The organism is uncultured Treponema sp. (assembly GCF_946187725.1).
Lineage (GTDB): Bacteria > Spirochaetota > Spirochaetia > Treponematales > Treponemataceae > Treponema_D.
This window is the reverse complement of sequence record NZ_CAMHSK010000017.1, coordinates 41,268-56,177: the sequence shown is the minus strand read 5'-3', so window position 1 is coordinate 56,177 and position 14,910 is coordinate 41,268. Positions and strand designations below refer to the sequence as shown.

General features: G+C 40.7%; 12 protein-coding genes. 4 read left to right on the top strand and 8 right to left on the bottom strand.

The genetic code is table 11. The annotated features are described in order from the left end of the window. The 3 genes from dnaE to Q0Q74_RS08105 all read right to left on the bottom strand — a co-directional run. Nucleotides 1–1,262 (bottom strand): DNA polymerase III subunit alpha (gene dnaE / locus Q0Q74_RS08115; RefSeq protein WP_294429862.1); only part of this gene is annotated, 1,262 nt, incomplete at its 3' end. Nucleotides 1,263–1,442: 180 nt separating this feature from the next. Then, entirely contained in the window at nucleotides 1,443–4,355 is a 2,913-nt protein-coding gene (locus Q0Q74_RS08110; RefSeq protein ID WP_294429860.1) for a response regulator, read from the bottom strand. A 123-nt stretch (nucleotides 4,356–4,478) separates the two neighbouring features. Beyond that, entirely contained in the window at nucleotides 4,479–5,240 is a 762-nt protein-coding gene (locus Q0Q74_RS08105; protein WP_294429859.1) for a PleD family two-component system response regulator, read from the bottom strand. A 191-nt stretch (nucleotides 5,241–5,431) separates the two neighbouring features. On the opposite strand from Q0Q74_RS08105, the gene Q0Q74_RS08100 reads away from it, so the two are divergent. Beyond that, nucleotides 5,432–5,704: a co-chaperone GroES gene (locus tag Q0Q74_RS08100; protein WP_294429858.1), complete on the top strand. Its 273-nt coding sequence runs from the start codon at nucleotides 5,432–5,434 to the stop codon at nucleotides 5,702–5,704. 137 nt (nucleotides 5,705–5,841) lie between these two features. Here Q0Q74_RS08100 and Q0Q74_RS08095 read toward each other — a convergent pair whose 3' ends face one another. The 5 genes from Q0Q74_RS08095 to Q0Q74_RS08075 all read right to left on the bottom strand — a co-directional run bounded on the left by Q0Q74_RS08095 (nucleotide 5,842) and on the right by Q0Q74_RS08075 (nucleotide 11,711). After that, entirely contained in the window at nucleotides 5,842–7,773 is a 1,932-nt protein-coding gene (locus Q0Q74_RS08095) for a hypothetical protein (RefSeq protein ID WP_294429857.1), read from the bottom strand. A 34-nt stretch (nucleotides 7,774–7,807) separates the two neighbouring features. Further along, nucleotides 7,808–8,254: a transcription antitermination factor NusB gene (gene nusB / locus Q0Q74_RS08090; protein WP_294429855.1), complete on the bottom strand. Its 447-nt coding sequence runs from the start codon at nucleotides 8,252–8,254 to the stop codon at nucleotides 7,808–7,810. After that, nucleotides 8,254–9,333, bottom strand: a complete 1,080-nt coding sequence (locus Q0Q74_RS08085) for a SurA N-terminal domain-containing protein (protein WP_294429853.1) — start codon at nucleotides 9,331–9,333, stop codon at nucleotides 8,254–8,256. The genes nusB and Q0Q74_RS08085 overlap by 1 nt, the downstream gene beginning before the upstream one ends. Before the next feature lie 153 nt (nucleotides 9,334–9,486). Further along, a complete protein-coding gene (locus Q0Q74_RS08080) occupies nucleotides 9,487–11,313 on the bottom strand; it encodes an alanine--tRNA ligase (RefSeq protein WP_294429852.1) in 1,827 nt (608 codons plus the stop codon). 74 nt (nucleotides 11,314–11,387) lie between these two features. Then, entirely contained in the window at nucleotides 11,388–11,711 is a 324-nt protein-coding gene (locus Q0Q74_RS08075) for a helix-turn-helix domain-containing protein (RefSeq protein ID WP_294429851.1), read from the bottom strand. Nucleotides 11,712–11,882: 171 nt separating this feature from the next. Here Q0Q74_RS08075 and Q0Q74_RS08070 point away from each other — a divergent pair, with 171 nt between their 5' ends. From Q0Q74_RS08070 to Q0Q74_RS08060, 3 genes are read left to right on the top strand one after another with little or no spacing between them, the layout of a single operon-like run. After that, complete coding sequence (locus tag Q0Q74_RS08070) at nucleotides 11,883–12,182, top strand: hypothetical protein (protein WP_294429850.1); 300 nt, start codon at nucleotides 11,883–11,885, stop codon at nucleotides 12,180–12,182. 12 nt (nucleotides 12,183–12,194) lie between these two features. Further along, nucleotides 12,195–12,893 carry a hypothetical protein gene (locus Q0Q74_RS08065; protein ID WP_294429849.1) on the top strand — a complete coding sequence of 233 codons (699 nt, stop codon included), beginning with the start codon at nucleotides 12,195–12,197 and terminating at the stop codon, nucleotides 12,891–12,893. Nucleotides 12,894–12,903: 10 nt separating this feature from the next. Further along, nucleotides 12,904–14,880 (top strand): ankyrin repeat domain-containing protein, encoded by a 1,977-nt coding sequence (locus Q0Q74_RS08060; RefSeq protein WP_294429847.1) that lies wholly within the window; start codon nucleotides 12,904–12,906, stop codon nucleotides 14,878–14,880. Nucleotides 14,881–14,910 lie beyond the last annotated feature (30 nt).

Below are 14,910 nucleotides of genomic sequence, written 5' to 3'. Positions count from 1 at the left end.
GTAAGACAGTAGGCAACGAGCGAACCCGCACCCGAACCTCGGCCAGGGCCTATCGGCATGTAAGGCTTTGGTCGGTTGTTTACATTATCATAGGTAGATTTTGACCAGTTGATGAATTCCCAAACGATAAGGAAGTAGCCCGAAAAGCCCATCTTCAAGATGATTGCCATTTCGTATTCGCATCGCTGGCGGATTTGCGGCGTAATTTCCTTGTAACGCATACGCAAGCCTTTTTCGACAAGGTGGCGCATGTAGTCGTCCTGGTTTTTCGCATAATCTTCGCCGTGAGTCTGGAATTCTTCTGGCAAAGCAAATCGCGGAAGCGTGCCTTTGAGCTCCATCGTTTTGTACTGATGAATAGTAAGGTTGCACATATTGGCAATCTTGATTGTGTTGTCGTAAGCTTCGGGACAGTCCGGGAACAAAAGCCGCATTTCTTCTTCAGTTTTAAAATACCACTCGTGTTTGTCACCGCCCATTGTCTGATGCGGCTCGTTCATGTTCTTTTTGAAGCCGATACAGCGCAGACAATCCTGAGCTTCCCAGTCTTCTTTTTCGATGTAGTGAATATCGTTCGTAACGACAAGCGGAATATCAAGTTCGTGTGCCAGTGCAATCAACTTTTTATTGACGATTTTCTGGTCTTCAAGGCCGTGATCCTGCAATTCGATGTAATAATGGTCAGGACCAAAAAGATTTTTGTACTTTAATGCAAGTTCTTTTGCTTCTTCGTCCTTGTTTGCAAGCAAAAGCTGCGGAAGTTCGCCCGCGATACAAGCCGAGCAGCAAATCAGGCCTTCATGATATTTTTCAAGAAGTTCAAAGTCGATTCGCGGCTTGTACCAGGTTCCTTCGGTGTAAGCAATTGAAGAGAGCCAGCTCATGTTTTTATAGCCGATTTCATTTTCGCAAAGAAGAATCAAGTGGAAGTAGCGTGCCTGGCGGTCTCCGTCTTCGCCCTTTCGTGAATAAGGAACCGAATTTTTCTCTAAATGAGAGCCGAAAGCAACATAAAATTCTTCACCGACAATCGGGTTGATTCCGTTTACATGGCAGAGATGCTCAAAGTTGAGCGCACCGAACATGTTTCCGTGGTCAGTGAGTGCGAGGGCTGGCATGTTGAGCCGCTTGGCCTTGGCGACCAAATCATCAAGCTTGGCGCAGGAATCAAGCAAAGAATAATCAGAATGAACATGAAGATGAACAAAATTAGCAACCGGCGTGCCCTCTGGAGCCGGGTCGAATACATGGTAGTCTGCCATCGAAAATTAGCGGCATGGATGCCGCTGCCTCCTGAGCAAATGAAATCCGCAAGTTTTTGAAAAAAACTTGTAAGTTCGCGTAGCCATGGATGGCGGAGCGAACGACATAATCTGCCATACAGCTATTGTAACATAAAAAAGAAATTCCTCACAGAGCTAAGGAGTACACAGAGAGTATTTTTATACTTTTGTAAGATTTATGATTTGCTCTTGATTTACCGCGCTCACTGCATCGCACAAATCCTGGAAATGCTGCTTTTTTTCTGCGGGGAGTTTGTAATCTTTCATCATCGCGATAATCTGATCGGCTGTGTCGTAATCATAAGCCGCAGCACATTCACCGATATTTGAGACGGCTTCCAAATATTGCTCCAAAGACATTTCTTCTTTGCCGGAATCATCAGTTTCTTCGGCACACAGTGGCGCAAGATGCTCTTTATAAGAACGATAAAGCTTCAAGAGGTCAGGGGTTTTTGCAACAATCTCGGCCTCATTTTCATCATCACCGCACTTTTCAAGATATTTCGCATCCTCGGAAAGCCCGGCCGCACCAATCAGGCGTGCAGAACTTTTGAGCGCATGAACAAGAATCGTATAATTCCGCCAGTCTTTATCAGCAACAAATTGCTCGATTTCCTGAGATTTTTTATCGATGACCTTGTAGAATTCTTTTAAGGTCTGAACAAGCACATCCTCGCCGCCAGTATACTTCAAGGCATCATCAAGCGAAATTCCTGTAAGTTTTGAGATATTCTCATTTTCAAAGACTGGGCCTGTTTCGACGACCTCGCCATTTTCATCAAGAACCGCGATTTCTTCAATATCAGCAGCCGAAGAATCTATATGCTCAACAAGCTCTTCTGGTAAATACTGCAAAATGAGTTCTTCGAGTTTTTTGCCTTCGATCGGCTTTGTCATGTAATCAGTAAAGCCTGTGGTCAGGAACATTTCTTTTGCACCGGAAACCGCGTTTGCCGTAAGTGCAATCACCGGCACATTTTTACTTTTGTTGTTTTTAAGGGTAAGCATTTTTTTGAAAGTCTGAATGCCGTCCATCCCTGGCATACGGTGATCAAGGAAGATAATATCGTAATGTTCTTTCTGAATGACATCAATTGCATCATATCCGCTGATGACCGTATCAACCTGAATTTCGGTCTGTTTGAGCAACCCTTTCACTACAGTAAGATTCAACTCGGTATCGTCAACAACAAGAATCTTTGCATTCGGTGCCTTGAAAAGTTCATGATAACCAGTAGATTTTTTGACAGTCTGATTGTAAGTCTCTTTGAAATCACCAATCGGCTTCCAGTCGATAACGCCCTGCAGCACAGAAAAATGGAAATCAGAACCTTTTCCATAAACGCTTTCTACTTCAAGGCGGGAATTCATAAGCGTAAGAAGACTCTGAACGATGTTCAAGCCCAAGCCAGTACCTTCAATCGTACGGTTCCGCTCTTCTTCGATTCGCTGAAATGCCGTAAAGAGCTTCGGAATGTCCTTGTCCTTAATGCCGATTCCCGTATCCACAACATGAACCGTAAGCATCACATGGGAATAATCAACCTTTTTACCAGAAACAGAAAGCGTGACGGAACCTTTGTTCGTATATTTGACCGCATTTGTAAGTATGTTGACGATACACTGCTTGATTCGGACATCATCGCCATAAAGAAGGTGCGGCATGTCGGATTCTACATCTATGTTGAACTTGATGTTTTTATCTTCTGCCCTCTTGGAAATCATGTTGATTAAATCATTGATTGAAGAGCTCAAATCGTAATTTGTCGGAATAACTTCAAGTTTTCCTGCTTCGATTTTAGAGAAATCAAGAATATCATTTACGATGCTCAAAAGGCCCTTGCCAGCAGTTTCAATATCTTTCGCATATTTTGTGATTGCTTTGTCCTTGCTTTCGCGGATTATCATTTCGTTCAAGCCCAGAACAGCATTAATTGGCGTACGGATTTCATGCGACATATTTGACAGGAATTCAGTTTTCGCTTTATTTGCCGCTTTTGCCGTTGCCAGCTGCGTTTCCAAAAGCTGAGAGCGTTCAAGATTCTTAATATAGCTTTCTGTGGTGGAGAGCATTTCAAGAATCGTGCGATACAAGATTTCGATTTCGTCTTTAGATTTTATATTCAGCGATTTTATGTCGATTCGGGGAACATCTCTCGTATGCTCAGTGAGATTGCAGACATTGCTGTCTTCTACTGCCTTTGTCAAAAGTTGAAGCGGGCGCGTGATTGAAACATTCGTGTAAGAAAACGCAAAAAGAATTGCCGGAACCGATACAATCATCATCAGAATGACAAGACGCGTTGCAAAAACAACCTGCTGCCATTGAGTGACATTTCTGAACTGCTCAAGAAGTGCGTTCGCAAAACCAAATCCGGCAATAAGAAGAACCGCACATTCAGCGATAATGAGATTGGCAAGTTTTGCTCGAATTCTACGGCCTTTTTGTCTAGCAAAAGCAGCCTTTAAAAACATTATTTCATCTGAATCGTAGGTGCTGCCCAAAAAAAGATTTTTTATATTCTCAGGGATGCAATTATAGTAAAGATAGCAGAGAGCACAGACAATTGCAGAAGGAACGACAGCCAGAATGAAAAGAAAGACCTGCGCCTCCATAAAGATTTCACGGCCTTCAAGAATCATTATGAGAATGTTCCAGCCGTTTCCAAGAATAAAGGCAAAAAGAAAAACCGCCTGGAAGGTTCTGAAAACGGATTTGTACCAGATACGAAGGGCAGGAATATTCGCAACCAGAGAGGCCATGAGCAGGACAAAAGAATGATATGGGAAAGCATGGGATGCAATCGTCTCAATCGAGAAAAACAGAAGGACAACAAATGAACCCGCCGTATACCCTGAAAGAGTTGTAAGCAGCATGACAGGTATGATTTCAAGATAAATTCGGGATTTAAAGGCAATCCAGCCGTTAAACGAAAGTTCGAATCCAACAGCCTTACCGATATGTTCAATTATCAATAAAAGAATAAGACAAATTATCGTTGTGAGCGGGATTGTAAGCCGGAAAACTTTCTTCCGAACTAAAAAATACGAATCATATTTATTTTCTTCCATATTTTTCTCCGGATAAAAAGAATGAAAGAGTTCCAAAAGCCAGCCGAACATGTCAGTTTTTGTATAAGTGCACCCCTTTCCTAAAGCATATCAAAAAACTGACATCTGAAGCAAAAAAGACTTTTACTTTCCTTTGAAGAAGTCGTCAACAGTCTTCAAAAGCAGCTCAGGTTCAGCAGATTTAAGCATGTATTTTTCAGGACCAGCCGCAAGAACTTTCATGACAGTATCTTTGTCGTCTTTTGAAGTAAGGAAAATCACAGGAATATGACAGAGATTCGTATCATGCTTTAACATTTCAAAAATCTGAAGCCCCGAAGCAACAGGCATTTCATAATCAAGAAGAATGAGATCAACATGATTTGACCCCAGGAACTGAAGTGCATTTAGGCCCGAATTTGACATATAGACTTCGTATTTACGAGAAAGCCAGGTCTTCATTGTACGAAGCATAACGCCGTCATCGTCTACAACAAGGATTTTTTTACGACCTGGAGTGCTGCCAGCTTCACTTGTGATGAGCATATTGAGCTTTTTAATGACATCCTGAATGTTTACAGGACGGCTGAACGCAGCAGAAACAAGTGAACGCGGATAAACATCATAAGCCGCTTCAATTTCCATTGGGTTTCCGATTAGATAAAGAATGCGGTCATGACCTTCTTCTGTTACGAGTTTTTTAAGATATTTTAAGGTGCCGTTAAATTTATTTAAATCGCCTTCAAGGTAAACAAGATAAATATCAGGGATATTCTGAATGAGAGAGATTTCAACCATGTCAGGCTCTGCAGTAGAAACTTCAAAACGAGCTTCCTTGAGAGCTTTAATCATCGCAGTGACTAAAAAATTTTGAGCTTCACTTATAAATAGAACACTTCGTTTCATGGGAACCCTCGGTATTTATTTGAAAATAATTATACCACACCTCACCAAATTTTCAAACGAAAAATATAAGGCACATTCGTACATATTTTGGACAAAAACGATTATTTTCAATAATTAAAAAAAATCTTGCCGTTAATCAAAAAATTTACTATTTTAATATGAGTAAAAAGTATTTTTTTTGGAGGAAATATATGAAACTCAAACCATTAGCTGACCGTGTTCTTCTCAAACAGGAAAAGGCCGAAACAAAAACCGCTTCAGGAATCATCATTCCAGAAACTGCACAAGAAAAAACACAGACTGCAAGCGTTGAAGCCGTCGGTCCGGGAACAGAAAAAGACCCGATTACCGTTAAAGTCGGCGACCGCGTTATGTATGACAAATATGCCGGAGTTCAGGTAAAAATAGACGGTGAAGACTATCTCATCGTAAAGAATTCAGACATCATCGCAATCGTAGAATAAGGGCGCATCCGCCGCTTCGCTGCGGTCGGGCTTTTCGTGGCTCCGCTATCGCTCCGTTGCTTCGCAATGTGCCTTGCACACCACTACAATCCCTTGCGCAAAAAAAACGCACTTCACATCACTGAAGTGCGTTTTTTTTATTTTGTATCAATCTGTCGTTTTAGCAAACGGGCATCAGCATTGCTCATATCCAGGCTCAAGCTGTATGAAAGAGCCGTTTTTGCCGCTTCAATATTGCCGGCTTCGACCTGCCCTTTTGCAAGACGGTAAAGCAACTTCGATTTTACTTGCGGGGATTTTGATTTTCCTGCCGCAAGTGAATAAAGTGACATCGCCTTACTTCGCTCACCAGTGCTTGAATAAATCATAGCGAGATTTGCCGCACTTGAGCTTGCCGCAAGCGGTGAAACAGAAGAAATGTCACCAGAAGCATTAGCTCTTTTTACACCGCCTGTCTCAAAAAGAACATATTCATAAAGGCGTTTTGCTGCTGAGACATTTTTTTCAAGCAAAGAAAAATATGCCGCAAATTCAATTTCCCAGATTTCCATTCGATCTGACTTATCAGCAGCACGGTCTCCAAAAGCAAGACGGGCAACACTTTCTGGAATCACAGGAATTGCCTCAATCTTTTCACCACCAAAAATATCGGTTTTAACGCTTTCGGTCTTGCCAGCTTCGGTTTGCTGACGACGATAATTCAAATCAAATTTTGCATCAATATAATTCATGAAAAGCTCACGGCCTTCATCAATCAAACCATATGAAAGAAATTTCTGCACAGCAAACTGAACAAGATGTGGCGGATAAAGATTCGTTCCGAGCTGGTTCTGCTCAAGTTCTGACCAGATAGCCGATGTCTTTTGCGTAAGATTCAAATCAGGATTGTCTTTAAGATACAAAGAAAGGCGCTCAACAATCAAATCATCGTTGTGACGCATGCCGGAACGAGATTCACGCTCCAGAGTTTCATGCATTCTGTAAAGTGCATCAACAATCGTAAACTTAGGGCGTTCATCATATTCGCGCATTTTGTTAGTACGAAGGCTTGTTTTTCGGAGCGCTTTTTCAAGTTCACTCATCTGTAATGGCTGTGAGTCTTTCCATGAAAGTTTACCGTAAGAAATGAGCGCCGGCACAAAATCAGGGTCAGAAATAAGAGCCTCAATCAAATACTCATAAGATTTTCGATACTGCTCGTTTCTGAAAGCATGAAGGGCAGAATTCACATAAATTGACGGCTGAATCTTTATTCCATTTTTTTGTGCCAGTTCGATATATGCCTCACGGATTGCATCAGCGCTCTTCTCATCATCAAGCTGCATGTAAGCATCAGAAGCAAGCAAGGCCGCACTTCCTTTTAAGAGCGAAGAATTAACCTGCTCAAGATTTTTCGCAGCTACATCAAAATTCCCTGCATCATATTGAACAAACGCCCAGAAAAGAGCATCTTGAGAATCTTCGAGTTCATCCTGAAGAGAAGATGCCATTGAATAATCTCCGCGAAGAAGATAAATCAACGCACAGTTACGAAGCCAGCGTGCATCATTCGTTCCGACATACATATCATAGTATATAGATGAAATTTCGCGCGAAAAAAGCGGACTTGAAATTTCTGAAAGATTATCAGCCTTTAGAATCTGCTTCATTACCGCTTCAGAATGAATTGAACCGTATTTTTCACCCTCAAGATTTTTCGTTACTTCAGCAGCCTCTGCAAGCCTGTCTTTTCTAAGCAAAAAATGGCCGTAAACAGCGGAAAGTTCTGGATTTTCTGGAAGTTTTTTTAGGCCCTTTACAAGAACATTTTCGGCCTTTTTATCTTCACCAAGCTGCATATATCGGTGATAAATTCCAATTCGTGCAAATGAACTGAATGCTTTTTTTTCAGATTTTTTGAGCAGGCGAATTGCCTCTGAAACATCACCGTTTTTGATGAAGATATCGATGCTCTCCATTGCAGTCATGAATGAAGCATCGTCTTCTTTAGAACAGGAAACAAAAAATCCTGTCAGAAGAATCAAGAGCGAAACAAAAGCTATTTTTCTTACAACAGGATTTTTTTTCATAAAACTCCTATGAACTGAATTTTCAGGAAGGATTTCAGTTCATGTCTTTCTTTATGTTGTCAAGAATTGCGTTAACAAATTTATATGAGTCGTCTGGACCGTAATTTTTTGCAATATCAATAGCCTCGTCAATTACGATTGAAGGCTCAATATCTTTTGTAAACATGAGCGAATATACACTCATTCTCAAAATTGCGACAGTGACTTTATTGACGCGCTCAAAATCCCAGTTTGTGAGATGAGACTTAATTTTTTCGTCAATTTTTTCAATGTTCTCGATTGTACCCGCAATCAACATTCGTGAAAAAGCAGCGCCTTCTTCATCAAGCTTTAATGATTTTTCGCTGACTTCATCATCTTCCTTTTCAGCAGGATTCTGGTTAATCCAGGAAAGTTCGAGTACATCTTTTTCGTCCATACCGCCGACATCCCAGGAATACAAGCCCTGAAATGCAATAATTCTAGATTTTCTTCGTGACATTATTTTTCCCATGCAAGCAGTTTTTTAAGTTTTTCATCTTTCTGCTTGTATTCAAAATTGCTTGGAGTTCGCAAGCCCTTTGTAATATCCTGAACGGCAGCAATAAGGGCCTGACTTTGCATCTGATTTGTAAGATTCTGTTTGATGTAATCGTAAACAGTAATTGTTGTTTCCGGCTGCACCAAATCCGAAATTGCGAGCATTTTTGCAGCATATTTCTGTCGAACAACATAGAACTGGAAATCAGTTTCAGTTTCGTTAAGATTTGAAATGTAATTTACATCGCGTGTGAACAACTCAATCAAATCATTGTAAGAAATTCCGAGCTGCTGTGCATGCTGTGCAGTTTTGCCGATGAACAAATCACCGCCCTGATAATCTTTTCCAGAATCAGATTTGATTTTATCGAACGAAAGAGACTTGTCTTTTACACCTTTAAGCAAAGCCTCTGCCTTGATTTTTGCGCCCTCTTTATTGTTCATTTTTGGAACAACTACAAGGAAAAGTTTTACCATATCGTTCTGAACGAAAGAAGCTTTATTCAAATCATAAAATTTACGGATATCTTCATCTTTTGGAGCGATTGTTTTGATATCATTCTGCTTCTGCTGCAAGACATACTGCTGTGCAAGGAGCTGATTTTTCAGATAAGACTTGTAATCAGCAACATTCATTCCGACCTGTTCTTTCATAAAGTCGTCAAGGCTTTTGCCAGTCTGCTGCTTTACGATTTCAGAAAATTCTGCTTCTGTAACCTGTTTTCCAACCTGCTGGCTGACATTCTGCAAGAAATACTGATTTACCTGAGTGTCGGTAATATTCATGCCGGCTTTTGTTGCAGCCTGAACAACCAGTTTTTCATCAATCATAGCATCCAGAATTTCTTTTTTCTGCTCAACCGTGAATGACGGCATATTGTTCTGTTTCTGATAAATGCCGACGCGGTTTTTGAGCTGTCGAAGTGTAATTGTCTCAGACTTGTTAAGTTTTACAACAGCCAGTGGCTGCAAGTCCGACTGTGCAAACGAGCCGAACGCAATCGAAAGTGCAAATGTTGCAGCAAGTATAAGTTTTTTCATTTAAATTTCCTCTAGGAATAAGAACACTCTCATCCCTGTTTTAGTTACATTTTTTTATTACGCCAGTCAACTGGCTGCCGCTGTTCCGTGGCTTGCTAACGCGCGGAGCTTCGCACTGTCGCTTCGCTCCACCACTTCATAGCGGAGCGGCATCTATTGAGGGTCGAGTGGCAATCCCCCACTGATAACAGCACGGATTCGGCGAACGCCTGCAGATGATGACTGCTCTTTCTGGATTTTGAATTCACCAATCTGAGCAGTGTGCTGAACATGCGGTCCACCACAAACTTCCTTTGAGAACCAGTCGTTTTTCGGATCTTTACCGATTGTGTAGACTTTGACATCCTCGCCGTATTTGTTTGTGAACAATGCTCGCGCGCCCTCTTTCTGAGCTGCCTCAAGAGACATGATTTCCATTGTTACAGGCAAATCTTCTTTAATCTTGGCGTTTACGATGTCCTCGACCTGCTGAATTTCTTCTTTTGTCATTGGACGCTCAAAAGTAAAGTCGAAACGCATACGCTCGTTTGTGATGTTTGAACCTTTCTGAGCAACCTGATTTCCCAAAACTTCGGTAAGCGCCTGCTGAAGAAGGTGTGTTGCAGTGTGATATTTTGTAGTTGTGTCGCTCTGCTCTGCAAGACCGCCCTTTGCCTGACCAACATCAGCTGATTTTGAAGCTTCCTGATGCTTGCGCTCAGCTTCCTTGAAACCTTCGATATCGACTGTGAAGCCGTTTTCTGCCCCCAATTCCTGAGTAAGCTCAAGCGGGAAACCGAATGTGTCGTACAAGCGGAATGCAACTTTGCCGGAAATCTCTTTTTTAGGATTTTTCATGAGATTTGGAAGAAGTTTCTGGAACTCAGCCTCGCCTTTTGAAAGTGTAACACGGAACTTTTCTTCCTCGGCAGTGAGTTCTTTTTTAACTTTTTCTGCGTTCTGCTCAAGTTCTGGATATGCGCACTTGAAATTTTCAACTACGACAGAAGCGATTTCAGCAAGGAATGCCTTTTCGATTCCGAGTTTCATTCCGTGACGGACAGCACGACGAATCAATCGGCGGAGAACATAACCAGCACCAACGCGATCCGGGCTTACACCACGAACATCACCAATGATGAATACTGATGCGCGGGCATGGTCAGCGATGATTCGAACTGACTTGTCCTTTTCTTCGTCGCTTCCATATTTATAGCCAGAAAGTTCTTCGATTTTTGCGATGATTGGCTGGAAAACCTCTGTAAGATAGACAGATTTTTTGCCCTGAAGAATACAGTTTGTGCGCTCCAAGCCCATGCCGGTATCAACATTCTTTTTTTCGAGCGGAACGAGAGTTTTTTCATCGATTCGGTTGTACTGCATGAAGACATTGTTCCAGATTTCCATCCAGTTTGCAGAATCTGTGCCCTTATTGCTTCCAACAGGTGGCAAGCCTTCACCAACCCAGTAGAAAATTTCGGTATCAGGACCACAAGGACCTGTAGGACCAGCTGCCCACCAGTTGTCGCTTGCAGGAAGATAAGCGATTTTATCCTCTGGCATACCGTTTTCTTTCCAGTAACCGGCAGCTTCTTCGTCACGCGGAGCATTTTCGTCGCCTGCAAAAACAGTTACAGAAAGTTTTTTTGGATCAAGGGCAAGCCAGTCTTTGCTTGTAAGGAATTCATAAGAAAATGCGATTGATTCTTTTTTGAAGTAGTCGCCCAGAGACCAGTTTCCGAGCATTTCAAAACAAGTGAGGTGGCTTGGGTCACCTACTTCTTCGATGTCGCCAGTGCGAATACATTTTTGATAGTCGGTAAGTCGAGTGCCGGCAGGATGCTTTTCGCCAAGCAAGTAAGGAACGAGCGGGTGCATTCCCGCCATTGTGAACAAAACAGAAGGGTCATTTTCTGGAATCAAACTCTGTCCAGAAATCTCAACGTGATTCTTAGATTTAAAAAACTCAATATATTTTGAGCGTAACTCATTAGCAGTCATAATCTAACCATAATAGAGAGAATTTCGATTTTTGACAATGGAAATATCATATAATAAGAAAGAAAAAACAAAAGTCAAAAAATTTTATCAAAATATTTCACGACTTCCGCCTTCAGTTCGCTAGAAATACCCGCAACAAGACTTTCCATAAATATATCTTTATCAAACTGAACTACATTCACAGGGCAGCCTTGCTCTACAAAAAGCTGCGAGGACTTTATGTTCAAAGCCTCGGCGATTGCATCAATTGTCTCGGCGGAAGGAAATTTTGATTGTGCCTCTATATTTGTAATGTATTTTGGATTTAAGCCAATTCTTTCAGATAAGGCTTCTTGGGTAAGACCACATTTTTTTCTGTAATATCTCAAATTTTGACGAAAAATTTCTCTGATTTTCATTAAGAAAATTTAAAACGGCATCCCCGCTTTTAGTACCATTCTAAAGATGTTTTTAAATTAAATTTGACAAAAAGATTCTTTAAGGTGATAATTTTGTATACTTAGAGGTGAATAAAAACAGAAAAATTAAAAATCTTCACTTCTTAGACACTTTTTATTAGGAGGCATTTTATGTTCAAGAGAAGTTTTTTGATTTGTCTTATTGGAATTTGTTTTTTACTTTCAGGGTGTTCTCTCTTTGAAACAAAATCAACATGGAAAATTGTAAATTATACATTCGGTAGAATGGATATTACACCACGAGGTGATGCAGATTGCGGAACATTTACTCTTTATCATAATCAATCAAAAACAGTCACATGGTCGGGAGATGGAGAAAATTATTGGAGTCTGTCTTGGACTTCATACAACGGAAGTGCATACACGAAAGAATATTCAAGTCTGCGAGAAATTTACTTCTATAAATATTAGGGGTGTATGCTTATGAACATTTGTTTTGCGATTCTCTCAACCTTTTTGATTTTTTTGCAGGTATGCTTTACCTCTTGTGTGTCTATACCTGTACTATCTTCATCGGAAGATGTTTTGATAAAAAACTGGGATACGGTAAACATGATGCTTGAATCTTACTGCGGAAATTCGCTCGATGGAGTTCTGGCAGATTTCGGAGAAGATTATGTTGCCGGGGAAAATCTTTTTATTTTTCATTCCCCGACAGAAGAATCTTCAATTACATTTTTTGTAAAGAAAGAAAAAGTCAAGGGATATGCTTATGATGGCTCGTATCCCGACCTTTTGAAATTTCTCGCCAAATCACCAAGATTCAATAACTCGGAGATTAAGGCAGCAGCAAACGCATGGCTCGGTTTTTCTTCGGACTTGCTGTTAGAGACATTCGGCTCACTAATACTAAAAAGCAACGACAAACTTATTGTCGCAGGCCCGTCTGAGTCTGTCTGCATAGAATTTACCATTGCGACATATTCACCGATGGAAAACTCTTCTACTACATCAGATTCTTCTGAGGATTCCCCAACAAATATTTCTACATCATCAACAAAAACACAACGCTATATCAAAAAAGTTAAAATTCAAGGAACTTATGAAGAATTAAAGGATTACCTTGTGAAAGTTCCTGATGAGAGTATGCCTGTCAAAAAAATAAAACAAAAGAATCTGTAGGAGAATGCGTATGAAAAGGAAAATTTTTGTATGTTTTTGCAGTCTTCTTTGCTCAAGCCTTTTGTTTTCTATGGGCAAAAAAGATAAGATAATTATCAATTCGACAGTAGACAACATCGAGCATCTTTGTAAAAAAGAAAAACTTTCGCTTTTTTATTCCGATGACAATTCAAATGCACTCCAAATTGCGATAAAAGGAGAGAATCTTGCGGTAGCAGAGTGGCTCGCCGAAAACGAAATTTGCGACTTAAACCACTCAAACATCTACGGCAGAACGCCAATAAACGATGCTATTGATGCTTCGGACATCGAACTTCTTAAAATACTTATTGAACACGGTGCAAAAATAAAGCGAAACAACTACATAAAAGACCCAGTGATTCAAACCGTTGTCATAGGAAATGTTGAAGCGGCTGAATATTTTAAGACGCTCGGATTTAAATACAATTTCGTCATGGCAGATGGAAAAAATATGCTTCATCTTGCCGCTAAATTTTCACAAAAAGATATTGTTCCATTTCTTATAAAAAACGGATGCAAAATCGATGCAGCAGATTCCGAAAAACAGACTCCCCTTCTGATTTCAATTGTGAACGATGATTCTGACACTGCCATAACACTTTTGGAAAACGGTGCCTCCCTAGAAAAAAGAGATGACACGGGGCAAACACCTATTTTCTTCGCCGTTGAAAAATTCTCAAATTCAACGCTAGAGGCTCTCATTGGGAAAAAAGCCAATATTGAAGCAAAAGACGCAAAGAATCGCACGCCATTCCTTTTCGCTTATGAGTTGGACAATATAGATGCCGCTACCAGCCTAATAAAAGCTGGGGCTTCTTTCCCAAAACAGCAGCTAATCACAGCGTTAAAAGAACAGAAGACTTCCTATTTACCTTTGCTACTTGAGGCGGGTGCAGATATAAGCGTGACAGACAGTGCCGGGCAAAATGTCCTGCACATAGCTTCTTCTAAATCTGACGGTAGCTCGCTCACACTTTTTTTAGAGTCAAAAAATGCAATCCGAATTATAAATTCCAAAGACAGCAAAGGAAACACACCTCTGCTTTTGGCTTGCGGAACTGGAACAGGTTTTACAAATGGTGTAAAAATCCTTTTAGATTCGGGTGCTTCAGTTTCAGAAAGTGACTCAAATGGCAATCTAGCAATTCATGTTGCGGTTTTAAACAACCGTGATTCCGCCTCAAAAGAACTGAGCCAACTTATCCTCGAAAAGAAACCATCTGCCTTGAATGCGGCAAACTACTCAGGGCAGACTCCATTGCTTATAGCTCTAAAAAATGCAAAAACAGAAACATCAACATGGTTCCTGACCCAAAAAGTTGATGTTAGTCCGAAAGATTCAACGGGCAACACTGCTCTTCATTACGCATGTGCTAATAGTATGGATGACTTGGCAAAGAAAATCATTTCTCTTGGCGGTGCGATAAATGCCGTCAACAACAGAAATGAGACACCGCTTGGTCTTTCTGCAAAAAATAAGAATGAATCGCTATCTGATTATTTTCTGGAACTCAAAGGAATCAATATCGACATAAAAGACAGCTCTGGTAAATCACCTCGTTCGTATCTGTGGGATTTGTATGACTTGCGTATTGCTGAATCAAGAAAAAGACGCGAAGAATATACAGAGGCTCGACAAAAAGCATGGGATGACGCAGCTTCAGCAAAGCAGTCAAAATATAAGGTTGAAAAAGAGATAAGGGATTTGGAAAGCGAAAACCGAACCCTTGAATCAAAAATAAACTACGCAAAAGAAGGAACGGACACATCAAGCTGGAAAAGACAAATAACAGCAAACAACATCTCAATAACAATAAAAAACATTTCTCTGGCAGCATTCAACATCGCAATCAATCTGGCTGAAAAAGAAGCGGCAGAATATTCAAGCAAAATTGATGACGAATTTGCAATCAGCCAGAGTTACATAGACAAAGAAAAAAAATTGAACACTATTCCGAGACAATAGCTGTGTTTTTATAGCAGGAAGGAGACTTTT

What these genes read in the sequence shown, in the direction of transcription:
- Q0Q74_RS08110 (WP_294429860.1), bottom strand. Translation starts at nt 4,355, where the DNA reads ATGGAAGAAAATAAATATGATTCGTATTTTTTAGTTCGGAAGAAAGTT.
- Q0Q74_RS08105 (WP_294429859.1), bottom strand. Translation starts at nt 5,240, where the DNA reads ATGAAACGAAGTGTTCTATTTATAAGTGAAGCTCAAAATTTTTTAGTC.
- Q0Q74_RS08100 (WP_294429858.1), top strand. Translation starts at nt 5,432, where the DNA reads ATGAAACTCAAACCATTAGCTGACCGTGTTCTTCTCAAACAGGAAAAG.
- Q0Q74_RS08095 (WP_294429857.1), bottom strand. Translation starts at nt 7,773, where the DNA reads ATGAAAAAAAATCCTGTTGTAAGAAAAATAGCTTTTGTTTCGCTCTTG.
- nusB (WP_294429855.1), bottom strand. Translation starts at nt 8,254, where the DNA reads ATGTCACGAAGAAAATCTAGAATTATTGCATTTCAGGGCTTGTATTCC.
- Q0Q74_RS08085 (WP_294429853.1), bottom strand. Translation starts at nt 9,333, where the DNA reads ATGAAAAAACTTATACTTGCTGCAACATTTGCACTTTCGATTGCGTTC.
- Q0Q74_RS08080 (WP_294429852.1), bottom strand. Translation starts at nt 11,313, where the DNA reads ATGACTGCTAATGAGTTACGCTCAAAATATATTGAGTTTTTTAAATCT.
- Q0Q74_RS08075 (WP_294429851.1), bottom strand. Translation starts at nt 11,711, where the DNA reads ATGAAAATCAGAGAAATTTTTCGTCAAAATTTGAGATATTACAGAAAA.
- Q0Q74_RS08070 (WP_294429850.1), top strand. Translation starts at nt 11,883, where the DNA reads ATGTTCAAGAGAAGTTTTTTGATTTGTCTTATTGGAATTTGTTTTTTA.
- Q0Q74_RS08065 (WP_294429849.1), top strand. Translation starts at nt 12,195, where the DNA reads ATGAACATTTGTTTTGCGATTCTCTCAACCTTTTTGATTTTTTTGCAG.
- Q0Q74_RS08060 (WP_294429847.1), top strand. Translation starts at nt 12,904, where the DNA reads ATGAAAAGGAAAATTTTTGTATGTTTTTGCAGTCTTCTTTGCTCAAGC.